The 23,540-nt window shown below is 39.6% G+C and carries 28 protein-coding genes; 21 read left to right on the top strand and 7 right to left on the bottom strand.

The features are described 5' to 3' along the window. Positions 1 to 2: 2 nt before the first annotated feature. A complete protein-coding gene (locus GSM42_RS11630; RefSeq protein ID WP_160801708.1) occupies positions 3 to 407 on the bottom strand; it encodes a hypothetical protein in 405 nt (134 codons plus the stop codon). Between the two features lie 252 nt (positions 408 to 659). On the opposite strand from GSM42_RS11630, the gene GSM42_RS11625 reads away from it, so the two are divergent. Both GSM42_RS11625 and GSM42_RS11620 read left to right on the top strand, forming a co-directional pair. Then, entirely contained in the window at positions 660 to 1,238 is a 579-nt protein-coding gene (locus GSM42_RS11625; protein ID WP_160801707.1) for a 5' nucleotidase, NT5C type, read from the top strand. Positions 1,239 to 1,304: 66 nt separating this feature from the next. Next, positions 1,305 to 1,703 (top strand): hypothetical protein, encoded by a 399-nt coding sequence (locus GSM42_RS11620; RefSeq protein ID WP_160801706.1) that lies wholly within the window; start codon positions 1,305 to 1,307, stop codon positions 1,701 to 1,703. Positions 1,704 to 1,965: 262 nt separating this feature from the next. On the opposite strand, the gene GSM42_RS11615 is transcribed toward GSM42_RS11620, so the two are convergent. Together GSM42_RS11615 and GSM42_RS11610 are read right to left on the bottom strand one after the other, a co-directional pair. Then, positions 1,966 to 2,520 carry an NADPH-dependent FMN reductase gene (locus GSM42_RS11615; protein WP_160801705.1) on the bottom strand — a complete coding sequence of 185 codons (555 nt, stop codon included), beginning with the start codon at positions 2,518 to 2,520 and terminating at the stop codon, positions 1,966 to 1,968. Further along, entirely contained in the window at positions 2,520 to 3,827 is a 1,308-nt protein-coding gene (locus GSM42_RS11610; protein ID WP_160801704.1) for a replication-associated recombination protein A, read from the bottom strand. Before GSM42_RS11610 ends, GSM42_RS11615 begins: the two co-directional genes overlap by 1 nt. Before the next feature lie 187 nt (positions 3,828 to 4,014). On the opposite strand from GSM42_RS11610, the gene cymR reads away from it, so the two are divergent. The 10 genes from cymR (at position 4,015) to GSM42_RS11565 (ending at position 12,191) form a co-directional block, all read left to right on the top strand. Further along, positions 4,015 to 4,434, top strand: coding sequence for a cysteine metabolism transcriptional regulator CymR (gene cymR, locus GSM42_RS11605; RefSeq protein ID WP_160801703.1), 420 nt, complete (start codon positions 4,015 to 4,017; stop codon positions 4,432 to 4,434). 153 nt (positions 4,435 to 4,587) lie between these two features. Continuing rightward, the gene (locus GSM42_RS11600; RefSeq protein ID WP_160801702.1) at positions 4,588 to 5,724 is read left to right on the top strand and encodes a cysteine desulfurase family protein; all 1,137 of its coding nucleotides are present in this window, start codon (positions 4,588 to 4,590) and stop codon (positions 5,722 to 5,724) included. 12 nt (positions 5,725 to 5,736) lie between these two features. Beyond that, positions 5,737 to 6,204, top strand: coding sequence for a hypothetical protein (locus GSM42_RS11595; RefSeq protein ID WP_160801701.1), 468 nt, complete (start codon positions 5,737 to 5,739; stop codon positions 6,202 to 6,204). Further along, positions 6,201 to 8,405: an SF1B family DNA helicase RecD2 gene (gene recD2 / locus GSM42_RS11590; protein WP_160801700.1), complete on the top strand. Its 2,205-nt coding sequence runs from the start codon at positions 6,201 to 6,203 to the stop codon at positions 8,403 to 8,405. Before GSM42_RS11595 ends, recD2 begins: the two co-directional genes overlap by 4 nt. A 73-nt stretch (positions 8,406 to 8,478) precedes the next feature. Continuing rightward, the gene (locus GSM42_RS11585; RefSeq protein ID WP_160801699.1) at positions 8,479 to 8,982 is read left to right on the top strand and encodes a PRC-barrel domain-containing protein; all 504 of its coding nucleotides are present in this window, start codon (positions 8,479 to 8,481) and stop codon (positions 8,980 to 8,982) included. 14 nt (positions 8,983 to 8,996) lie between these two features. Beyond that, positions 8,997 to 9,209, top strand: a complete 213-nt coding sequence (locus GSM42_RS20630; protein WP_237446578.1) for a hypothetical protein — start codon at positions 8,997 to 8,999, stop codon at positions 9,207 to 9,209. 12 nt (positions 9,210 to 9,221) lie between these two features. Further along, positions 9,222 to 9,392, top strand: coding sequence for a hypothetical protein (locus GSM42_RS11580; protein WP_160801698.1), 171 nt, complete (start codon positions 9,222 to 9,224; stop codon positions 9,390 to 9,392). 430 nt (positions 9,393 to 9,822) lie between these two features. Beyond that, entirely contained in the window at positions 9,823 to 10,557 is a 735-nt protein-coding gene (locus GSM42_RS11575; protein WP_160801697.1) for a hypothetical protein, read from the top strand. A gap of 72 nt (positions 10,558 to 10,629) precedes the next feature. Beyond that, positions 10,630 to 10,971 carry a hypothetical protein gene (locus tag GSM42_RS11570; RefSeq protein WP_160801696.1) on the top strand — a complete coding sequence of 114 codons (342 nt, stop codon included), beginning with the start codon at positions 10,630 to 10,632 and terminating at the stop codon, positions 10,969 to 10,971. A gap of 143 nt (positions 10,972 to 11,114) precedes the next feature. Next, positions 11,115 to 12,191, top strand: coding sequence for an AI-2E family transporter (locus GSM42_RS11565; protein ID WP_160801695.1), 1,077 nt, complete (start codon positions 11,115 to 11,117; stop codon positions 12,189 to 12,191). Positions 12,192 to 12,386: 195 nt separating this feature from the next. On the opposite strand, the gene GSM42_RS11560 is transcribed toward GSM42_RS11565, so the two are convergent. Then, on the bottom strand, positions 12,387 to 12,614 hold the full coding sequence (locus GSM42_RS11560) for a hypothetical protein (protein ID WP_160801694.1): 228 nt from the start codon (positions 12,612 to 12,614) through the stop codon (positions 12,387 to 12,389). Positions 12,615 to 12,825: 211 nt separating this feature from the next. Here GSM42_RS11560 and GSM42_RS11555 point away from each other — a divergent pair, with 211 nt between their 5' ends. Further along, positions 12,826 to 13,347, top strand: a complete 522-nt coding sequence (locus GSM42_RS11555) for a GNAT family N-acetyltransferase (protein ID WP_160801693.1) — start codon at positions 12,826 to 12,828, stop codon at positions 13,345 to 13,347. Here GSM42_RS11555 and GSM42_RS11550 read toward each other — a convergent pair. Further along, positions 13,307 to 13,675 (bottom strand): hypothetical protein, encoded by a 369-nt coding sequence (locus GSM42_RS11550; protein WP_160801692.1) that lies wholly within the window; start codon positions 13,673 to 13,675, stop codon positions 13,307 to 13,309. The genes GSM42_RS11555 and GSM42_RS11550 overlap by 41 nt on opposite strands. A gap of 399 nt (positions 13,676 to 14,074) precedes the next feature. On the opposite strand from GSM42_RS11550, the gene alaS reads away from it, so the two are divergent. From alaS to GSM42_RS11510, 8 genes are all read left to right on the top strand, one after another. Then, entirely contained in the window at positions 14,075 to 16,708 is a 2,634-nt protein-coding gene (gene alaS, locus GSM42_RS11545; RefSeq protein WP_160801691.1) for an alanine--tRNA ligase, read from the top strand. A 57-nt stretch (positions 16,709 to 16,765) separates the two neighbouring features. Next, positions 16,766 to 17,014, top strand: coding sequence for an IreB family regulatory phosphoprotein (locus GSM42_RS11540; RefSeq protein WP_160801690.1), 249 nt, complete (start codon positions 16,766 to 16,768; stop codon positions 17,012 to 17,014). 61 nt (positions 17,015 to 17,075) lie between these two features. Next, complete coding sequence (gene ruvX, locus GSM42_RS11535; RefSeq protein ID WP_160801841.1) at positions 17,076 to 17,495, top strand: Holliday junction resolvase RuvX; 420 nt, start codon at positions 17,076 to 17,078, stop codon at positions 17,493 to 17,495. A gap of 2 nt (positions 17,496 to 17,497) precedes the next feature. After that, positions 17,498 to 17,779 carry a DUF1292 domain-containing protein gene (locus tag GSM42_RS11530; protein WP_160801689.1) on the top strand — a complete coding sequence of 94 codons (282 nt, stop codon included), beginning with the start codon at positions 17,498 to 17,500 and terminating at the stop codon, positions 17,777 to 17,779. 9 nt (positions 17,780 to 17,788) lie between these two features. After that, entirely contained in the window at positions 17,789 to 18,064 is a 276-nt protein-coding gene (locus GSM42_RS11525; RefSeq protein ID WP_160801688.1) for a DUF1292 domain-containing protein, read from the top strand. 138 nt (positions 18,065 to 18,202) lie between these two features. Beyond that, on the top strand, positions 18,203 to 19,246 hold the full coding sequence (mltG, locus tag GSM42_RS11520) for an endolytic transglycosylase MltG (RefSeq protein ID WP_160801687.1): 1,044 nt from the start codon (positions 18,203 to 18,205) through the stop codon (positions 19,244 to 19,246). Between the two features lie 230 nt (positions 19,247 to 19,476). After that, complete coding sequence (locus GSM42_RS11515; RefSeq protein ID WP_160801686.1) at positions 19,477 to 21,249, top strand: peptidoglycan D,D-transpeptidase FtsI family protein; 1,773 nt, start codon at positions 19,477 to 19,479, stop codon at positions 21,247 to 21,249. 132 nt (positions 21,250 to 21,381) lie between these two features. Then, positions 21,382 to 21,612: a hypothetical protein gene (locus GSM42_RS11510; RefSeq protein ID WP_160801685.1), complete on the top strand. Its 231-nt coding sequence runs from the start codon at positions 21,382 to 21,384 to the stop codon at positions 21,610 to 21,612. 214 nt (positions 21,613 to 21,826) lie between these two features. Here the strand turns inward: GSM42_RS11510 and GSM42_RS11505 are convergent, their stop codons facing one another. Both GSM42_RS11505 and GSM42_RS11500 read right to left on the bottom strand, forming a co-directional pair. Next, the gene (locus tag GSM42_RS11505; protein WP_160801684.1) at positions 21,827 to 22,069 is read right to left on the bottom strand and encodes a hypothetical protein; all 243 of its coding nucleotides are present in this window, start codon (positions 22,067 to 22,069) and stop codon (positions 21,827 to 21,829) included. Positions 22,070 to 22,160: 91 nt separating this feature from the next. Further along, positions 22,161 to 23,414 (bottom strand): BaiN/RdsA family NAD(P)/FAD-dependent oxidoreductase, encoded by a 1,254-nt coding sequence (locus GSM42_RS11500; protein WP_160801683.1) that lies wholly within the window; start codon positions 23,412 to 23,414, stop codon positions 22,161 to 22,163. Between the last annotated feature and the right edge of the window lie 126 nt (positions 23,415 to 23,540).

The following is a 23,540-nucleotide window of genomic DNA, read 5'->3' as shown; positions in this document are numbered from 1 at the left end:
ATTTATAGATGGATTGCTGTCAAGCAATGGATAGGGAAATGTCCCAGCGCAAAACGAAGCACCCCCTCTGTAATAGAGTCACTTCCAATTCGACCGGATGGAAGATCGTACGAGGGCACTTTTTGTGCCATAAAGACATACATCCTTCCTGTGTCGTTCGAGTGGAGCTGAATCGGGTCAACTTCGGTGACGTAGCTATGGGAATCAAAGGGTACCATGATTCCGATTGTCCTGGAGATGATTGTCCTGCCAAGCTGGAGAATATTCTCAAGGATCTTGAGCGAAGGGATGGAGGTGTATTCGCTTTGCGTGGTGAAACAACTCCAATCTCCGTTGAGCGTCACCTCTGGTGGCAGGGAGAATGTCTTTTCTGCCAGTAGGAAAAACTGCTTTAGCTCTCCTGGCAAGAAGATAAGCTTCCTACATATAAATGAGGAAGTATTCCCCTGATTTTTTTAGGGGATCCGACAAAGTGATGGTAGGTCTTGTGCATGCTATCTCTGCGTTGGGTCGGTTATTATGAATTGTAACATATATAAATTGGAAAAGAACATATTGCAAGTTAACGCATTATTTTAAACCTGTTTAGGAAGTCGCGGCATAGCGGGGCTTTTTTTGTTTTATACTAACCTAGAGATTATAGAAAAAGGAGCACATAGATGAAGATAGGAATAGATATCGATGGAACGATTAAGGATACCCATAGAGCAGCAGTTGAAGTATATAACAAAGAATTTGGCAAACAAGTACATATTGATGATGTTCCAGACTTTTATTTAGATAAGCCATTTGGGCTTACTCCACAAGAAGGTAGAAAGACATGGCGTAGATTAGAAGAAAAAATCTACACATTAGGTTTGCCCTTGCCACATGCTTCCGAAGTCTTAAATCAATTGGTGAAAGATGGACATGAAGTTTACTTTATCACTGCAAGACCGGGAATGGAAAAAATCCGTAGGGTAACAAAGATGTGGCTTAAAAAACACGGCTTTCCCTATAACGGAAGAAACCTGCATATGAATTCAGTCAATAAAGCGAAAGTGGCAAAGAAATTAGGTATCGACTTGTTTTTTGAAGATGCAAAGGAACATCTTGATAAATTGGTTTCTGGTAAAGTTCCCACCATTATTGTGGATGCTTGTTATAACCGTGATCTTCATCCAAAGCTTTTGCGTATAACGGATTGGCGTGATGTGTATGAGATTGTGGAGAAAGTAGAAGAGTTGAATAGAAGCTAGTTATTTGTAACCATATTGATATAAAATAAATGTGACCTCATCCAGATCATACGGAAGGCAAACAGGATGTCGCTTCGAAATGCGAATCATGTGTATTGCAATGGAATTGCACCACTTAACAATGAACAGTATCCGACTTGGATTCGGACAATAGGTCATTACCATTGTCCAGACGAACCAAAAGTGTTGGGGTGTTGTGCCATTGTTAGTATTCGTCCTGCCCTGTCAGAGAAAGGAAATAACTATGATTTGATTATCCGGGAATCACATGGGAATTGTAACAAGAAAAAATGTGCTTGCGTGTCTGATGTCATTCGCAAACATATCAACAAGAAAAATAATGAAGTTACTGTTTTTGATTCTCGGAAATGGATTAAGGGCAGGGTAAGGCTTTCCATTCCTGTCATCCAGCATTTGTGGTTTGAGGGCAAATGTCATTTTTGCGGAATCCCAAAGAGTTCGTAAATTTTCGGTAGCAATCGCTATTCCACTTAATAGCGAGCCTAGCATGGTTGCAAACGGTGCTAGGCGTAAAAGGGGCATAATTTTTTTCAAATAAAAGAAGGCTAATCTGGAAAATGATTAGCCTTTTGTATTGTGTATGATAAACTTTTACATTCATATTCGTTCTTATTTTTATTAGTCAAATTATGGAAAATTTTATGTGGATAATGGTGCCAATGACAGAGTTTCCCAAAGTGATAATCTTTAAAAACAATGCAGTACGTTATGGAAAAGTTTTCTTATCTACTAATAAATGTAGAAGAAATTTCTCCAATTCTTGTTCAAAAGATTCGTCCATAATCGTACCTTTTTCGTTTATTTTCAAACTCACTTGTGGAACACTCCAAGTTGCTTCTTTTGGAATATGCGCATTGATCATGCCAAGTGTAAGTAAAATGGATCTCATGGCTTCTTGTCCGCCAGTAGGCAGAGGAGAAACAGTGATAACACCCGTCGGTTTATCGATAAACTCACCAGAAGAGACAATCCAATCCAGTGCATTTTTCAATACACCTGGAACTCCTTTGGCGTATTCCGGTGTACAAATAATTACTAGGTCAGCCGATTTTATTTGAGCCCGAAACATCTCCACTTCTTGGAATGCATGGTCATCATCAATATCTGGATTAAAGTAGGGCAATTTGTCTAGTCTATCTGTAAGCACAAATTCTATTTCTTTAGATATATGGTTGCGAAGTAACTGAAGAACTTTGGTACTATAAGAGTCAGCGCGGAGGCTTCCCGAGATAGCTAGTATTTTCTTTGATACACGTTCCATTATTTCTCCTCCTTTAAAGGGTTTTTCACCCAGTTTAAGTGCTCGATTACTTTCCCTTCATAACCCAAATAACCAGGCTGGTAGAAAGTTTTATTTTTATGTTCATGAGGTAGATATTGTTGTTCTATGTAATGGTTATCATAGTTATGAGGGTACTTGTATTCATCTTGTTTGTGGTTTTGTAGAGATGGAGGTACTTCTCCGTTGTATTCTTTTTTTACGGCTTCCATCGCTTTGTTTATGCCCATATAAGCAGAGTTGCTCTTTGGAGCAGTCGCTAGATAAAGTGCTGCTTCTGCCAAAGGAATGCGTGCTTCTGGCATTCCTACGTACTCTACTGCATGTGCGGCAGCGGATGCTACCATTAAAGCACGAGGGTCTGCTAGTCCGACATCTTCTGCTGCTTGAATGAGAATTCGACGAGCGATAAATTTAGGATCTTCTCCTGCTAGTAGCATTTTCGCTAAGTAATACAAAGTGGCATCAGGATCTGAACCTCTCATACTCTTTATGAAAGCTGAAATAGAGTCATAATGCCCATCACCTTTTTTATCATAACGAATACGTTTTTGCTGAATACATTCCTCTGCTACGGATAATGTAAGATGTCTGACTCCATCGGTATCAGGCTTTGTAGTGATAACAGCGAGTTCCAAAGCATTGAGTGCATGTCTGGTGTCTCCGCCAGCTTTTTGAGCGAGATGGAGAAGTGCTTCTTCCTCTACTCTACAAGTATACATACCAAGCCCGCGTTCTTTATCGTGCAGCGCATGGTTAAGAATCGAGATTACTTCTTCCGTAGATAATGCGTTCAATTCAAACACAAGTGATCGCGATAAAAGTGCTGTGTTTACTTCATAAGAAGGATTTTCAGTCGTAGCACCAATTAGAATGATCCCGCCATCTTCCACATCTGGCAATAAGACATCTTGTTGAGCGCGATTTAAACGATGGATTTCATCAATAAATAAAATAGTGCGAGTATCTTCCATTGCTAATCGATTCATTGCATCTTTGGCAATCTGTTTGATATCATTTGCACCAGTTCCGACTGCATGTGCTTTAATAAAAGCCGCATCAGTACTATTTGCAATGATTTCTGCGAGAGTAGTTTTGCCAGTTCCCGGGGGTCCATGTAAAATAAGGGAAGTGAGTTGATCTGCTTCAATCGCACGTCGGAGTAATTTCCCTTCCCCAATCAAATGCTGTTGACCGATGAAATCATGAAGCGATCGTGGACGCATACGAGATGCGAGAGGTCCTTTTTTTTGTTTTGCTTCTTCACCTAGGTGGGAAAAGAGATTCATATGCAGCACACCTCTCTATTTAGGCTAAATTTTCCAATAAAATTAACAAATCATTAATAAAAAAACGAGACAGCCTAGTTAATATTTCGTATAGTAGAAAGATAACTAATCTTTTTCAGGGGAACTCATAAGCAAATATTGATTTATAAAATGTTTTCGTTATGATAAACATGAATGAGGTGTTAATTTGAAAATATCCACTAAAGGCCGATATGGTTTAACTATTATGATGGATCTCGCCACACGTTATGGACAAGGACCGATTCCATTAAAACGGGTAGCTGAAAGACATGATCTATCTGAACATTATTTGGAGCAGTTGATTGCTCCTTTGCGCAATGCAGGATTGGTTCGCAGTATACGTGGTGCATATGGTGGCTACAAATTAGCGAAATCACCAGAAGAGATTACTGCTGGAGATATTATCCGTGTATTAGAAGGTCCGATAAGTCCAGTAGAGTTTACAGATGAAGATAATCCTGCTAGGCGAGATTTGTGGAAACGAATTCGAGACGCGATTGCGACTGAACTCGATTCTACCACACTAGCCATGCTTATCCAATTTAGTTCAGATGGGAATAATGAAAACTATATGTTTTACATCTAACGATCCTATACGAATAAAGCTAGTATTCATGGAGAATCTGTTTTTCTTATGTATAAAACAGGAAGAACGCTTGTTTTTGTCGAAGACAGATGTTGGATAAGATGCTCCCTTCTAAGCACAGAAGGGAAAAACTTACATGGAACGTGATAGCATATGTTAATTTATTTGGATAATGCAGCTACTACCCCACTTGATCAAACGGTAAGGGATGCTATGCTACCTTATCTAGAGGGATCTTATGGTAATCCTTCTAGTATTCATGCCTTTGGAAGACAGACTCGGGCTGCCATTGATCACGCAAGAAGTCAAGTAGCAGATGCAATTGGTGCTAATCCTAGCCAAATTGTTTTTACAAGTGGTGGAACAGAAGCAGATAACCTAGCTCTGATTGGTGTGATGCATGCACAACCAGTTGAAAAAAAGCACTTGATCACATCACAAGTGGAACATCATGCCATATTGGATGCATGCAAATATTTGGAGCGATTTGGATACGAAGTAACTTATTTGCCAGTAAACCAACAAGGTCTGGTACAGTTAGAAGATATAAGAGCCGCTATCCGTCCAGATACAGCTCTTATATCTATTTTGCATGGCAATAACGAAATTGGTACCATTCAACCGATTGAACAGATTGGTCATCTAGCTCATGAACACAGCATTCTTTTTCATGTTGATGCTGTTCAATCATTTGGATTAGAACCATTTGATGTTTCTGCTTTACCAGTCGATTTGGTTACTTTATCCAGTCATAAAATATATGGTCCAAAGGGAGCAGGTGCACTGTATATACGAGACAGTGTAAAGCTACTTCCTCGTGCTCTAGGTGGGGCACAAGAACGGCGGAAACGGGCTGGAACGGAAAATATACTAGGGATAGTTGGCTTTGGAAAAGCTGCTGAATTAGTAGGAAAACATCATATTGCTAGACGGGAACATCTTGTTCAGTTAAAACAAACTTTTATAGAAGATTTACGATCTCGTTCATTGGATATCGTGATCAATGGACATGTAGATAATAGCCTTGCCCATATAGTAAATATTAGTTTTTTAGGGATTGATACGGAAACATTATTGATTCAATTGGATATGGAAGGAATTGCGGCATCTAGCGGTTCTGCTTGTACATCTGGTACATTGTCTGTTTCACATGTCTTGAAAGCAATGCATTTACCAGATAGTGTAACGAACTCCGCGATCCGATTTAGTTTTGGCAAAGATAATACAGTAGAAGAAATAAAGGCAGCTACAGAAAAAATAGAAAAAGTAGTTCGCCGTCTATACAGATAAGGAGCTGAAATTGTGGAAGATTGGGAACGAGAGGTAGATAGTATTAATTGGAAAACAATGCTTGCCGAAATTGATCAAGCATTGTTGGATAATTTAGCTGCCGAAATAGGCTTTCGTTCTTATGAGAACTTGGAGAACGCATCAGGCCTAGTTGCCGAAGATTACCATATATGTCATCTTTCCGATAACCGATGGGCTTATTGGAATCCACATACATATACCAGAGAAGATCCACTGTTTTTTGAAGATAGAGATACGGTAATCAAACATATCGCTGAGATGTTTGGATTGGTTGATGAGAAATTAGAACAGTTGAAACTTGGAATGGATGAAGTCCATCAATCCCATCAGTGCGAATATTGTAAATATGAATTTTTGCCTTCTACAACTACAGGTGATTGGGATACCGATAAATATTGTTCTGCAGAGTGTGCAATGGAATCCGTATTACATGAAATGAAAGAAGACTTTGTAGAATGAGCAGCTTTGTAAAAGGTATGATTCTGCAAGAAGTTTTTTTTAGCGAAGATACCGGTTATGGAGTTTACCGCTTAGAGGTACAAGAAACATCCCATACATCTTTGTCTGATGAGATAACTATAGTTGGGAATTTTTTGCGACCTGTGGCTGGGGAGACGTATGCCTGTGAAGGAGAGTGGAAGGAACATCCACGCTTTGGATCGCAGTATGTGGTAACGCATATAAAAAAAGAGCTTCCAAAAACAGAGCAAGCGATTATCAAATACTTATCAAGTGGATTGTTTCATGGAATTGGAAAAAAGACCGCAGAAAAGATCGTTGCGGGGCTAGGGGGAGACGCATTGACGATTATTGCGTCAAACCCACAAGCTCTGGCATTAGTTCCTGGAGTTACACAAACACAAGCAAATACGATAGCAGATAGTTTAGGGGAGCATCAAGCTTTAGAAGAAGCGATGGTCCTCTTGTATCAATATGGACTCGGAGCGGCGCTTGCCTTGCGAGTAGTTCAACGATTTAAACAAGAAACAGTAAAAGTGATCAAAGAAAATCCTTATCTTCTAATTGATGAAGTAGAAGGGATTGGATTTTTTAAAGCAGACGAAATTGCAAAAGCACAAGGATTTTCACCTCATTCTCCCGAAAGATATCAAGCAGCGATTCTATACTCGTTACAAGAAGCATCAAACGAAGGACATGTTTATTTAAATGAGGAGGAATTAACTGCTAAATCCAAAAGTTTACTTGGAGATGTCGAAGTGAACATCCTTGAGGATGCAATGGGATTGCTTTTCGAACAGAAAAAAATCATGAGGGAAGAGGAACGTATTTACCTCGTTACCTTATTTTATGCCGAATTTAACATGGCTTTAAAGTGCAAAGTAATGCTACAAGAATCATTGGAGAAAACATTCCCGACACCTGATCTTTATCAGGCTATAGGAGAATTAGAGGAAGAATTTGAAGTGCATTATGCAGACAGCCAGCGGGAAGCTATGATTACTGCACTCACCTCTCCTTTGATGATATTAACTGGTGGACCTGGAACAGGAAAAACAACTGTAATTCGAGGATTGTGTCATTTATTTGCGAGACTCCATGAACTTAACCTTGAAGTAGATACAAACAAAGGAGAAACACCACCTATTCGACTTGTGGCTCCTACAGGCAGGGCTGCGAAAAGAATGACAGAAACGACTGGTATACCAGCAATGACGATCCATCGTTTATTGGGATACCGAGGCGGTTTTTTTGATCATGATGCAGATAACCCCATAACTGGTTCTCTGTTAGTCGTAGATGAGACATCTATGCTGGACATCTGGTTAGCAAATCAACTGTTTCGTGCTATTCCTCCAACGATGCAGGTAGTACTTGTGGGAGATGCGGATCAATTGCCGTCTGTTGGACCAGGTTTGGTATTGGAACATCTTTTGCAAGTACCACAAATTCCAAGAGTACAGTTGACCGATATTTTCCGTCAAGCAGAAGACTCCTCGATCATTCAACTCGCACATGCGATTCGAAAAGGTCATCTGCCAAGCAATTTACTCACACCTTTGCCTGATCGCAGATTTTTTGTGTGTAATTCTGATCAAACACTTTCTGTGATTGAACAGACATATGAAAATGCGTTTAGAAAAGGGTATACCTTGTTTGATATACAAGTCTTAGCTCCTATTTACAAAGGACCTGTTGGTGTAAATCGCATTAATGAAAAGATTCAGCAGATCATCAATCCAAAGCGAGAAGGTGTCAAAGAAATAAGCTGGGGTGATACGATTTTTCGTTTTGGAGATAAGGTATTACAGCTTTCCAATCACCAAGATCATCCAGTTTACAATGGAGACATGGGACTTATTTCAGCAATCAATGAAAATGCTAAACAAGATGATCCTGTTTTATGGGTACAGTTTGATCGTCAAGAAGTTCCATATAAGCGTAATCAGTTAGGGCAGCTTTCTTTGGGGTATGCCTGCTCCGTACATAAAGCACAAGGATCTGAATTTCCTATTGTTATTTTCCCATTTTTGCCCTCTTATCATCGAATGTTGGCAAGAAACTTAATTTATACAGGAATCACAAGAAGTAAATCTTATCTGATTTTATGTGGGGATATTCATTCCTTACGTAAAGGGGTAGAAACGACTGGAGAAGCGAGAAATACTGTTTTAAAAGATTTAATCCTTGATGAATGGTAATGGAAAGACTTCCTTCGTATTATGGAGCTTTACTGGAGTTAGACTAAGGATTAGCGGGAGGAGGATGAACACCTTGCGCAAATCCCAGGAAGTGATAGGACTTACTGTTACCGCTAAGGAGTCTGGAAAACAATTGGGTGCGGTTGTCGATCTTTTATTTAACAGCGAGCAGCGTTTTGTTGGTTGTATGCTAGAACATTGTGGTTGGTGGCGGCATCGACAGTTTCTCCCTGTCGACAAAATAATGAACGCAGGAAGAGATGCTGTAATCGTGGAGAGTGCAGAATCTCTACTCCCGTTCACGAAAAAAGAGGAAGCGTATACATGCTTGCTCACGGGTGAAAAAAGCCTGAAGGGTCGTATCGTCATGCTTTCCAATGGAACTTTTCTTGGATTGGTTCAAAATGTCTACTTTTCCCTAGAAATGGGAACATTGGTAGGGTATGAGTTATCCAATGGCCTTCTCAACGATTTACGAGATGGTCGCAAAATATTTCAAGTAGAAAGTCCAGTTGACTGGGACAAAGGAATGCTAATCCCTTCAGAAACTGGATATGTGCTAAAAGATGCACATTAAAAAGGGGAATTACCATGTTACTTCGCTGCCCCAATTGCCATTCTCACGACCTGGGAAAGGTAGGCACAAACCAACTATACTGCTGGCATTGTTATATAGAAATGACAACCGATGGTAGTGATATTCAAAATATCTACCAGGTAGAAGAAGACGGAAGTTTGACCTCTTTAAATGATTTATTTCTGGAAGACCCGAGCAGTAACTCTCCAGAATATCAAGCTTTATAGGGAGGAATAAGCATGAAAAGTATTTATCTTCTAACGTTTATTGGTGCAATGATTACTGGTGTCGCATATTTCGGTAGAAATGCACAGACGATGCGAAAGTTAAAGCGTAATTTGTTCGTTGGTGGTACTTTTTCACGCTTATTAGCAAAACAATTTTTACGCAAACTCGGTTTTGCTAGATAACATCCAAACTTTCGAACACGCCCTTACCGGCATTATCTGGTAAGGGCGTGTTTATTTTTGACAAACGATATCATGTGATATTACTAGGTTATAATTATTTATGGATTAGGATTGTCATTAAAAATTTGTTTATATATGATCAATTTAAACTTAGCTTAATTAAGTATAGATGGTTCCCTTTAAATGAGAGAGCAGGAAAATTTCCAGAAGCAGCCTTTATTTCAGTGATAGAATTTAAAAACTTCAAGATGCTGTGGATCACATAGCGGTTATGAAATGGATGCTTCTTGCTTCCGTGTTTACGCTGCTTGAGGAGGATTTGTTTCAGATTTAGCGTCCTTCAAGGCATACTAATCGGGCTTGGGAGGTGTGACCCATACCAAAGAGGGTGACATGTCGAACGTTCTATTCTTGTTAAGGAGAAATTCATTTGATACATATACCCAAATTGGTATTTGCAGGTACAACAGATGCAAAAGTGAAGGATAATGATGTGAAATTTGGCGGACTTCCTGTTGGTCTGTCCATAGCAAAGTGGCCTGTTTGCAAAGAATGTGAGGTTCCCATGACTTTTTTATTTCAAATGAAACATCATAGGGAGCGACTTCCACTTGGAAAAGAAGGACGAGTTCTATATTTGTTTCAATGTGAAAATGAAGGTGGTTGCAGTACATGGGAGGCGGATAGTGGATGCAATAAAGCTCTTATTCAAGAATCAGGAGAATGGAGCAATACATCCGTAACAGAGTTACCTAATGATAAGACAGTAATGCTTCCAGATCTAGCTGTACAATCATGGGAAACCAAAGAAGAATCAGAGGATGAACAGCATCCTGCTTGGACACATTTGGGAGGTACACCGATTTGGATACAATCTTCGGAGGATATGGGAGAAAACTATCGCTTTGTGGTGCAGTTAGATTACGGTTTTCATGTGAAAGCGACTAATCTTTCCGAATTGCCAATAGGGGAGACTTCTGGATATGAAGGTAAAAAGTCATATCAGCTAAAAGTGGGAGAAGATGATTTTGTTTGGATTTCCGAAGCGGGTCCAAATGAGTATTATTGTCCCTTTGCCAACTTTGGAGACAGTGGCTCAGGTTATGTGTTTGTAGATACGGATAAGCAAAGACCAGCAGGTAAATTTATTTGGCAATGTTACTAGATTTTTTGAAATAGATGATTTAATTGTTTTATACTGTAACAATTTAGTTTCTATTTCCTGTTGGAGGACAAAATGCAGGTGGATGTCTGCCTTGTTCCGGGTGAGAACAATATGTTTGCAGTCGTTTTCGGAACTCCTCGAAATTGCACGGTCTATCACATCAAGGGAGTTGCTTTTGATCCAGTTGCTTTGTGTTTCACTCGAAGCTCGGATCAGCCCATTGCGATGTGGGAACGCTCCACGCAGAGGCGAGTAGATATATCGGATACTATTCGTATCATTTCCATTAAATCCAAGGGAAATGCTCAGGTTCCCATTCTCCAGATGCAGATCCCTCCGATGGCTATGTGTATGGCCGATGAGCTGACTTACGACGGGAAGAAGGTACGGGTCTCATCCTTCCATGGAGGCTGAGATCGTCAGAAACTGAGAATGGTGGGAAGTAAAGAGAATATACTTCCCACCACCAATATGATTTAATTTCATAAACCAAAACCGACTTTTGGACATAATCTAAGGACAATTTTCGTATCCTAACATCAATGAGGTGAACGGATATGGAGAGACTTTTACAGTCCCGTTTTTTCCAACTGTCGGTATTTTTATTTGTTATTTTAGGAAGTGTATATTTACTGATCCAACTAGGTTCCTTGTTTCACCATATCGGATATTTTCTAAAAGCGGTATTTGTTCCTTTCTTTTTGGCAGTGTTCATCGCCTATTTACTAAATCCGATTGTCAATTTGTTGTCCAGGCGTAAAGTTCCGCGTTTTATGGCGATTTTGCTTATATATGCTGTTTTTTTATTATCCATCACTGTGTTATTTATGAATTTATTTCCTACTTTAGAGAAACAAGTCAACCAGCTCGTTACCCATCTTCCAGAATGGAATCAGCAGTTTAACACCTTGTGGCATAAGTATCATGATCATAGTGAAGATGTTTTACCTCACAATATGCACATTAAATTAGAACAGATGGTAGCAGGAATAGAAAAAAAGTTTAGTAATTGGATTGCTGGTTTAATGGGGAGTTTGGGCAGTTTATTAAACCAACTTTTTCTTCTGCTCATCATCCCTTTTCTTTCTTTTTACATGTTAAAAGATATCGATCGGATTGAGAGTTTTTTTCTCACGATGCTACCAAAAAATCGTCGATCAGAGATCGCACGTTTATTTCGCAGTATTGATCTCGTGTTAGGAAATTATTTGAGAGGTCAGGTTATCGTTTGTTTTATCATTGGAATTCTTGCATTTATTGGTTACAAAATCATAGGGCTGCCCTATGCCTTTTTGTTTGCTTTTTTGGTAGCTTTATTCAATGTAATCCCTTATGTAGGACCTTTTTTTGGTGCAATCCCAGCAATCTTAGTAGCCTGTACCATATCATTTAAACTCGTGATCGGCACCGTTATTGTGAATATGGCTGTCCAATTATTAGAAGGAAATGTTATTTCACCACAAATCGTAGGAAGATCGTTACATCTCCATCCACTTGCTATTATATTTGCTCTTTTAGTAGGGGAGGAAATAGCAGGTGTATGGGGACTATTACTAGCAGTTCCCACACTCGCTGTAGGGAAAGTTGTATTTGAGTTTGTTGTTACTTCGTATTTGGATCATAGAACGGACTAAAAGGAAAAATCTTTAAATGTCTTTATAAGTACGTAAAAATAGTTTCATCTTTGCAGGTTCTATTTTGCGTGGTTTTTCCAACTTTCTATCCTTTTTACTAGTATAGCAGTACTCCCCTGACGAAAATTGTCAGGGGAGTAGAGAAGAGGGAGGACACTTTTTAATAGGTGAACTCTAGTCTGTCTCCACCCATTTTTAACTCAACCCAAGAGCCCTCTTCAGAGACAGGAGAAATTGCGTTCGTACAGAAACAGGTTCTCTCTCAAGCCAGAGATGAAGGTTGTTAAGAGCAACTGTTTCATCCGTCTTCCCTGCTTGCCAAATAGCATGAAGGCGATCAGCAGGAACCATGCGCTTAACGGCTTCTTCCCCCAATGAGAAAAACCTGGGGCAAAGAACAAGAAGGTCGTCTTGATTTGACATTATTCCATCCTTTTCTCTAATTGTAGGATGAATCTGACAATTTTATTATATAAAAATGGGTTAATAAAGTCATTATTTTTGAAATTGATCTATTTATCGTTCTATGTAGGAATATGTTTTCTCACACATACTATTGCCAATGTTTCATCTCTGAGACTTCTAAGAAATACAAAGTATAATGAAAGGAATATATGGAGAGGATGTTGTTGCTATGGCTAACTTTACGAAAAGGGACGCAACAATCGAGGATTTACCAAGAATCGTGGAAATATACAACAGTACCATACCAAGTAGAATGGTGACAGCTGATCTGTATCCTGTCACGATAGACAGTCGAGTGGATTGGTTCTCACAGCATCATCCCTCTACAAGACCACTGTGGGTCTTTACCAATGAATTAGGGGAGATTGCTGGATGGCTTAGTTTTGAAAATTTTCATCCACGAGCCGCTTATCAGAAAACAGCGGAGCTGAGCATCTACTTGGATGAAAAATTTCGTGGGCGGGGTTTGGGCAAAACAATATTGGCAGAAGCTATAGCTGCGGCTCCTGCATTACAAATAGAAAATTTGGTAGGACGGATCTTTGGACACAATATCCCTAGTTTAAAACTATTTTCCACTTTTGGGTTTGAAAGATGGGGGCACTTACCACAAGTAGCAGAATTAGATGGGGTGAAGCGCGACTTGATCATTATGGGAAAGCATGTGTCAAAAACCAAAGCGGAGGAGTAAATTCGCTATTCTTTGCAACTTTAGAATAGGGAAGTGATCGCATGGGTGGCTCATGATTGCTCTTGAGTAAGGAAATACAAATTGGAATTTGTGGTGGACACCGCAGTGCCCACTTGATCTCCTTCATGCGCTCCGCAAGTGCATGGAGTTCAGTCTCGTCGTACTCACTGAGCTCAGCAGTTGCTTCTGCTCGGTTGCAACTCCAGATGTATACAAAATTTGCTGGTAGTTGCATAACCTGTTCAGCAGAGAGACTGAGCAGTAGCTCTGTAACATTGTTCAGTTGTTCAAGGATTCGGATTTGTTCGAGGATTTGAGGGCTTTCCATCTTTCCTCCTTGAGACATGCTAAAGGCAGAAATAGTTAGGTTGTTTTACAAATACAAACAAAACATCGATTTTTTATGATAGTGTTTTTGCTTTTTTTGTGTATAATAGTAAAGATAAATCTATATGACATACAAAATTTAGAACCAAGCTCCATAATAACAACTGTAAGAGAGGAAAGCCCTTGGCTGTGAGGTTTTCTCAGTGATGATATGGAGGTAGCCAGTTCTAGTAGTAGCAGCTAATCACTGCCGGCGCAGCCGTTATCGATACATGAAGTGACTACGAAAGTAGTAATCAGGGTGGTACCACGGGCTTGCTCGTCCCTTTCTTAGGGATGAGTGGGCTTTTTTTATGGATAAGGGTGAAGTTGGTAGGTAAAAGGAAAGGATGTTTTCAAAATGAAAGCACATGAAATACGTCAAAAGTATCTAGATTTCTTTGTAGAAAAAGGTCACCAAATTGAACCGAGTGCATCGCTTGTTCCAGTTGATGATGCTAGCTTATTGTGGATTAACTCTGGTGTTGCGACGTTAAAGAAATATTTCGATGGCCGGCTTGTTCCAGAAAATCCTCGTATCGTAAACGCTCAAAAATCCATTCGGACCAACGATATTGAAAATGTGGGTTATACAGCAAGACACCATACATTTTTTGAAATGCTAGGTAATTTTTCGATTGGAGAGTATTTTAAAAAAGAAGCTATCGAATGGGCTTGGGAGTTTCTGACCAGTCCCAAATGGATGGGTATGTCTGCTGAAAAATTGCATGTGACGGTCCATCCAGAGGATGAAGAAGCGTATCAATACTGGCATGAAATGATTGGTTTACCAGCGGAGCGCATCGTAAAATTAAAAGAAAACTTTTGGGATATTGGAGAAGGTCCAAGTGGTCCAAACTCAGAAATTTTTTATGATCGAGGAGAGGCATTTGGAGATTTGAGTGATCCAGAGTGCTATGCTGGTGGGGAAAATGGCCGTTTCTTAGAGATCTGGAACCTCGTCTTTTCTCAATTTAATCACAATCCAGATGGTTCTTATACACCACTGCCAAACAAAAATATTGACACTGGTATGGGCTTAGAGCGAATGGCATCTGTCATGCAGGATGTAGAAACAAACTATGATACAGATCTCTTCCAACCGATCATTCAAGCAACCTGTGACAAAGCTGGTGTAACATATGGTTCATCAGAAAATGTCGATATCGCTTTAAAAGTAATTGCAGACCATGTCCGGACGATTGTATTTGCAGTTGCAGATGGAGTATTGCCCTCTAACGAAGGCAGAGGATATGTGCTTCGACGTTTGTTGCGCCGTGCAGTGCGATACAGCAGACAACTGGGCTTAAACCGTCCTTTCTTATATGAGTTGACGAGTATAGTAGCAGAAGTAATGAAAGAATTTTATCCAGAACCCCTTGCTCAACAAGCATTTATCGAAAAGGTAATTCGCTCGGAAGAAGAGAGATTTTTAGAAACGCTATCTGATGGACTTAAGATCTTGGGTGATTGGGTAGAAAGTGCAAAATCAGAAAATCGCAGCAGTTTGACAGGACTGGAAGCATTTAAACTATATGATACTTATGGATTTCCAATCGATCTAACAGAAGACTTTGTCAGAGAACATGGACTCTCCGTTGATCGAGAAGCATTTGAAGAAGAAATGCAAGTACAAAGAGATCGTGCACGTGCTGCAAGATCTGAAGTGGACAGTATGCAGGTTCAAGGTGGAGCGTTAGCTAATCTCCATGTAGATACAGAATTTGTAGGTTATGAGCACCATTCAAGTTTGACTTCTATTGTCGCTATGATAAAAAATGGCGAAGAAGTAGACAATTTGCAAGAAGGTGAGCAAGGCATTGTTGTTTTGAAGGAAACACCTTTCTATGCAGAAAGTGGTGGGCAAGTAGCGGATTTAGGGACGATCACTACCGAAAATTCCACTGCTATAGTTACAGATGTACAAAAAGGTCCTCATGAAGAACATTTGCTATCTGTTAAAGTGGAAAAAGGCATCTTACGAGCACAAGAAGCAGTTGATGCAGAGATTGCAACAAATCTGCGACAAGCAACAGTAAAAAATCATACCGCAACACACTTGCTTCACAAAGCGTTGAAAGAAGTACTGGGAGATCATGTAAACCAAGCAGGTTCGTTGGTTGCTCCAGATCGTTTGCGCTTTGACTTCTCACACATTGGAGCCATGTCTGAAGAAGAAATTCAACTTGTGGAACAAAAGGTAAATGAGCAAATTTGGCTGCATATACCTGTTACGACAACTATAAAAACTTTGTCAGAAGCAAAAGCAATGGGTGCAATGGCTTTATTTGGGGAAAAATATAAAGCGGATGTTCGAGTTGTTCAAGTTGGTAATTATAGTTTGGAACTCTGCGGTGGAACACATGTACAAAACACGAGTGAGATTGGTTTGTTTAAGATCTTGAGTGAAAGCGGCATAGGATCTGGTGTAAGAAGAATGGAGGCAGCCACTGGAAAAAGAGCTTTTGAGTATTTAGAACAACACTTCTCCCTACTAAAGGCAAGCGCTGAAATTTTAAAAACAAAAACAAATGATGTTCCTGCAAGAATCGAACAATTGCAAGAGACACTAAAAGAGATGACCAAAACACAAGAATCTCTACTTGCGAAACAAAGCCAATCAGCAGCACTAGAATTGCAAAATCAATGGATTGAAATTGAGGGGATACCGGTTCTATCCGCAAAAGTAGAGGCTTCTGATGTTGATAGTTTACGTAAATTAATGGATGATCTAAAAACCAAAAAGGATGGTATTATTGTACTTGGAGCCGTTCATGATGATAAAGTAAATTTTGTTGCATCAATTGCTACAAATTATGTTCAAAAAGGGTTCCATGCGGGTAAATTAATAAAAGAGGTTGCTGCTATCTGTGGTGGAGGCGGCGGAGGTCGTCCCAACATGGCACAAGCTGGTGGGAAGAAGCCAGAAAAATTGCAAGAAGCATTGCAACAAGTAAAAGTTTGGGTCGCAGAAAAAAAGGACATTCGATCTTAAGACCGAAAAAGTAAGTAACTGCTGATCCATACAGAAAAGAAGGAGCTGAGATGATCCGTGGATGAAACGAGAAAGTTTCAGTTTCAACTGGGAAATAAGTCGAGTGTAAAGCAGATATTGACACTTGTTTACCATTCTTTAGAAGAAAAAGGATACAATCCTATCAACCAGATCGTAGGCTATTTGATATCTGGGGATCCCGCCTATATTCCTAGACATAATCATGCTAGAGCTTTAATTAAAAGTGTAGATAGAGATGATATCATTGAAGAGTTGGTAAAATCATACCTAGACCCAGATCAGTAATTTTAATTTCTGTCAAATGTGGAATGTTTTTGACAGTTAGTTAGAGAGGAACCGTTTTGTGATTGAACGTATTTTAGCCTTAGATTTGGGTGATAGGCGTATTGGGATTGCTGTTAGTGATCTGTTAGGGTTAACCGCACAAGGATTGGAAGTAATTGACAAAAAACAAACTCCTGATTGGTTGCATCGTCTAGATACCCTTATCCAACAATATGAAGTAGGGAAAATTGTCATCGGTTATCCGCGTAACATGAATGGTTCCGTAGGATCAAAAGGTGAAGCGAGCAAGAAAGTTGCAGAAATGTTAAAGGAGCGGTACGCTCTTCCTGTGGACTTATGGGACGAGCGTCTCTCCACTGCAGCTGCGCAAAGGTCCTTGATAAAGGCCGATGTGAGTAGGAAAAAAAGAAAACAAGTAGTGGATCAAGTAGCCGCATCATGGATATTACAAGGCTATTTAGATGCAAATAGGAGGACATAGCAATGGCAATCGAAGATCAAGAAGTAGAGATCATTACAATATCCCAAGAAGATGGTGCAGAAGAGGATTTCGAAGTAGTAACTTATTTTGAACACCCAGAAACAGGAATAAAATATGTGTTTCTTGTATCAGTTGCTGACGTAGAGGAAGAGGAGCAAGATATTTATCCTTTCCGATATGCTGAAAATGGTGATGATCTTGTACTAGCACCTGTAGAAGAAGATGAAGAATGGGAAATGCTAGAAGAAGTGCTCCAAACATTATTAGACTCAGATGAAATATAAGGGGTATAGATGATGAGAGAAGTGACTCATTTACGAGATACGTTAGAAGATGGTGTGTCTTATATACATACTGTACCTATGGGAGAGGAGACACTGCGAGTACTCCACGAAGTAGAAGTAAATGGGAATCACTATGCTCTGATGCAAGGAATGCATCATGGAGTTGGCGAAGCATACCTATATGAAGTGCATAAAAATGGTCAAATTGGCGAAATAGAGACAGTAGATGAATGGGAAAGTGTGATCGATGCTGTCCATTTCCATCTGAATACTTACTATGATTGACAAATAACGAGGAATATTCCTCGTTATTTTTATTTTTAAGTATGTTAACATAAAGACTAGCACTTTAATCAACTCCCATCCTGGGGCCCCATAAGAGGAATACTCTTGTGGGTAAGGTTGCATGAGAGGAAGTTCTTGATGAAGTGGTTTCTCAGAATAATTCTAACACTAGTTCTACTTGCTGGTTGGTTGGTAGCTGCGTACTTTTTTATCGATTGGACCCTAGAGTCTCCACCCCGATCAAAAGCAGTGCAAATCGATATCGAACCGGATTCTTCTCTAAAACAAATAGGAAGTATTTTAAAGAGCAAAAAACTGATTAACGAAGATTGGTTCTTTCGGTATTATGCAGTTTATCGACAAAAAACAAATTTATTGGCTGGTACATATGAAATCAAGCCTAGTGAAAATTTAGATGCAATACTTAATAAAATTGCTATCGGAAAGCAAGATCTTGTAAAGGTTACGATTCCAGAAGGGAAAACAGTAAACGAGATTGCAGAAATTATCGCTGCAAAAGGATTCTCGAAAGAAGAGTTTTTGAAAGCAGTCAATCGTGCCAATAACAAGGATACTTTTAACTTTGAGAAAGAGATCAAGCAGACTCCAGCAAGACAATATAAGCTGGAAGGATATCTCTTTCCGAGTACATATGAATTCCATAAAGAAACAAGCGGTGATGATATTGTCAAAATTATGGTTCAAGAATTTGGGAAACGTGTAGTCAAATTAGATGCTAGAAATAAATTGGATAATTCCCCATACTCGATAGATCAGTGGGTAACCATTGCCTCTCTTATTGAAAGAGAAGGTCGTGTAAGGTCGGAATTACCGATAATTTCTGGGGTGATTTATAATCGCTTGCGAATTAATATGATGCTGCAAGTGGATGCGTCCATCATATACGCATATAGTTTAAATGGAATAGTGAAGAAGAAACTGAATGGTAATGATACAAAATTGAATAGCCCCTATAATACTTATAAAATTAAGGGTTTAACACCAGGGCCGATTTCTAACCCAGGTGAAGAAGCTTTAAAAGCAGCCTTAGAACCAGCTCAACATTCTTACTTGTATTATGTCACGAAGCAAGATGGAACGGGTGCTCACTTTTTTAGTAAGACATATGAAGAGCAAAAGGCAAAAATTGTCGAGAGTAACAAAAATGAAGCAGCAAAGTAGACTAGGATGAACAGGTGATACCTTTGTCACCTGTTCTGTTGTTTGTAGGTAAGGAAGACAACTTTTTCTTCCTATAAGGAAAATAAATGGAAGTCCATATTTTCAAAAGTGGGGATAAAATCAAGTTAATCGGAAATGAGGAAATTAACTATCTATTTTGCCCTTTGGTTTTATCGTTTATCCCTCTTCTATATTGCCTAAGCTGGTAATGTTGAGAGGTGGATTTGCAGATGAAAAAGTGGCGTACATGGATAGTGCTTTTTGTATTGGTAGGCTTATTTTCAGGCTTGATTTATCGACTTTATCAAATACAAGTTGGTTCCACCCACTCTTTTTCAGTTGCACAAAAAGATTTGATAGCCCTTGCAGAAAAAGTTCAATCCAGAGAAGTGATTTTGAATAGCAGACGTGGGAAAATCCTCGATCGATACGGAAAACCACTTGTCGGCGAGTTGCAGTGGAGATTATTTGTTTTTCCTCAATCCGAAGAACAGTTGGATTTAAGGAGAGATCAGCTAACCCGTCTTAGTTCGCTCTTGAATATATCCTATCACACGTTAAAGCAAAAGCTGATATCATTGGAAAGACCAGCAGTCCTTTCTTCATTTGTGTTAAATCCTGACCAAGTAACTCAAGTGAATAACTTGCATATACCTGGAATTATTCCGGTACAATCGGATAATCGGATGACAGAAGGTCAGGTCGCAAAGCAAGTAATTGGCAGGCTGATTCGTAATGCATATGTACTGAAAGATCGATATGCAAATGAAGTAGAATCAGGTCAGTTTTCGCTTCAATCGCGATTTGGGATGACAGGATTAGAATATGCGTTTGAATCGTTTCTTCACGGAGAAGGAGAAAGTTTAGTTCGTTTTGTCACCGATGGAAGAGGAAAAGCTCTAAATGGTATCCAAGTAAAGGTGACAGCTTCAGAGCCTGGAAGACCACATACACCTAGAAATATCCAAACTACGCTGGATTCCCGAATCCAAATCAAAGTAGAAGAGATGCTCAAAAAAGAAAATATAGAAGAAGGTGCAGTAGTTGTACAAGATATTGCTACAGGTGATATATTGGCAATGGCTGGTGTTTCAAATAACAAAGATGATTCACAAACACCTTGGGTAAATGAAGCTTTAGTAGAGACCACGCCAGGCTCGATTTTTAAGACAGTCGTTGCAGTTGCTGCATTGGAAGAAGGTGTATCGTCACCAAATTCCTCCTATGCATGTAAAGGCTCATTAGATGGTAAGTATCATCTGAGAGATGCCGATGGAGGAGCACATGGTAAACAGACTTTTTCGAAGGCTTATGCAAATTCGTGTAATATCGTGTTAGGATCGATAGCAGAGAAACTTGGAGGTACAAAGCTGCAAGCATATGCCAAGCGATTAGGTCTGGCTCAAAGAATCGGATGGCGAGGGAAAGCCCCAGGCGATGATAACTTTAGTCAGTTACCAGAAGAAAGTACTGGTTTGATCTATGCCAAAGGAACATCTCTAAAGGACAAAGGAGCTGCTGTTCAAACAGGGATCGGACAGCGAGATGTAAAGGTTACACCACTACAAGCAGCAAATATGATTACAGCCTTGTTCCATCGGGGGATGCCGATTCAGCCGAGAATTGTGACAGGAATACAAGACGCTCATGGGAAGAGCATTTATACGTTTACAAACAAATATATGCCGCATGCCAAGCCATTAAAAGCGAGTACGATTGATGCAGTGAAGCAAATGATGCGAATGGTAGTTACCAAAGGAACGGCTCGATCTCTTTCTGATGAAAACTGGCAACTATCGGGAAAAACAGGTACTGCACAAGTAGGAGTAAATAAGTCTCTTTACAACAAGTGGATGGTTGGATTTGCACCATATTCCAAACCCCAGTATGCTGTATCTGTCGTTATCAAAAATGTAAAAAATGCAAATGATGCCAGAGCAAAAAATATTTACCGAGAAGTAATGGAAGTATTACATAGCCTCACACCTATGAAAACACCTTAGAATGCTATGTGTACCCTTACTTATTTGTGTTAAGATGAGTAGGAATAGATGAAGGAGGTGTAGGCTGTCCCACAGCCACATTGGTTTTTCTGCAAGAGCCCCCTTTGGCAAACGGGTAACAGCACGGGATCGATGAAGATAACAATCCATCTCAGTAAGGCAGAACTGGATCTTATTGAAGAAGCCTTATTGCAATACCAAAATTTGTTAATAAAGTCTGCGAACAATGATCCGCTTGTCCAACAAGAAATAGGATTATGCCGACGTGTATTAGAAGAATTTGGAGTAGAGGAACTGGAAATGGACGAAGATAGTATGTCGCCATCACCCAAACAGTACCCATTCAACTCCAATCCAAGATAGATAAACTCCCCGCATAACATGACAATGCGGGGAGTTTTTATGATGAGTTCAAATTCTGGTCTATAATAATCAGTGCCCCTTATCTTTGGAGGATAAGGGGATTCGGAATCAAATCCTATTGCTGTTAATGGACAATCCTGTTGTCAGACCACAGTTTGTAATAATCTGAACCCATTCTGTTAAGTTCAGCTTCGATCTTCTTAAATTCTGCACTCTATTTGGTAGTTACAGTAATTGCCTGCCGTTTAAGCTTACTGACCTTGTCCTGCAACTTTTTATATTCTTTTGCGTTATAGGACTTACTCCGAGCATACTCCCAATAATAATCATCGCGAGCCTTCTTTGCTTCTTCAACCTCTTTACTAATATCCAAGTGTGGCTGGAGAATGTCATAGTCTTTTTGGATGAGCTCCTTAACTCGCTTTACCTTATTTGGATCAAGGTTAGAGGTGTCCATTTGTTCCTCTTTCGGGATAATAGATCGTAACTCCTGATTGCGTAAAAATTATATCAAATAATGTTGTCAATTGCATTTTTTTTAATGAATACTACCTTTTTGCTGCATGTTTCCCAGCGACATATCCAGTACACAAAGCAGCAGTAATATTATATCCGCCTGTATAGCCGTGAATATCCAATACTTCCCCACAAAAATAAAGTCCGTTCATCAACTTGGAGCCCATAGTTTTTGGGTTTACTTCCTTGATATGTACTCCACCGCCGGTGACGAATGCTTTTTCCAGTGGAAGCGTACCACTTACTTGAATGGTGAATTGTTTGCAAATGTCTGCAATTTTTGTTACTTGGTTATTGGAAATAGTAGCAGCGAGGGTATTCGTTTCGATTTCTGTTTTTTGTAAAATAACAGGGATGAGCCGTTCAGGAATAAGACCTTTTAAAAGATTATGGATTGATCGTTTGGGATGATTTTTGCGCATTTTTTGCAAGTCTTGTTCTAGTACCTGTAGGGATTGATCAGGAAATAAATCAATTTGTACGATCACATTTGTATTTCCGGTTTTATTCTGCTGTTTAATGACAAACTGGCTGCATCTTAGGGCGATCGGACCAGAGAGACCAAAGTGGGTAAAGATCATATCCCCCCGATGAGAGATGACCGCTTTTCCTTTCGGATTTCGTACTGATAAAGAAACATCCCGTAACGATAAACCTTGCAGCACTTTACTTTGGATGATTGGATCATTGGATGTAATGGGAACTTCCGTCGGAAATAGCTCAGTGATCGTATGTCCAGCAGCTTCTGCCCAAGCATAGCCATCGCCTGTGGAGCCAGTATGAGGGACAGATTTGCCACCTGTGGCGATCACGACACTTTTGCATTTCCAGTACTCACCGTTTATCGCTTCTACGCCAATTACTTTTCCATCTCTGTATCGTACTGTTTTCACTGCCGTATCTGTCCTTATTTGTACTTGTTCTGACCGAACTTTTTGTAATAATGCTTGCACAACGTCTTTAGCACTATTGGATACAGGGAACATTCGCCCATTATCTTCTTCTTTTAAAGCTATCCCTAAATCCTCAAAAAAACGAATGATATCTTGATTGTTAAAAGTAGCAAATACACTATGTAAAAATCGCCCATTGCCTGGAATAAACGTGATCAGCTCATCCAAATTTTTGTTGTTTGTCACATTGCAACGCCCGCCGCCAGAGATTGCGAGTTTACGTCCTAATTTATTTCCTTTATCAAGTAATAATACTTTTGCCCCATGCATCCCAGCAGAAGCACTTGCCATTAAACCTGAGGGACCTCCACCTATCACGATAACATCAAACATCCTAATCCTCCTTGACGAACTTGTTTCCATATGAGTAAACCGTTTCTAGTAATGTTTCCATTTTAGACAGCTTTCTCTTATTTCACTAGCCTTATTAGGTTTATTTTTCAATCAAAAAGAAACCAG

It is taken from the genome of Shimazuella alba (genome assembly GCF_009831235.1).
GTDB lineage: Bacteria > Bacillota > Bacilli > Thermoactinomycetales > Thermoactinomycetaceae > Shimazuella > Shimazuella alba.
Note: the sequence above shows the minus strand (reverse complement) of the source record. Positions and strands in the feature narration are given on the sequence as shown.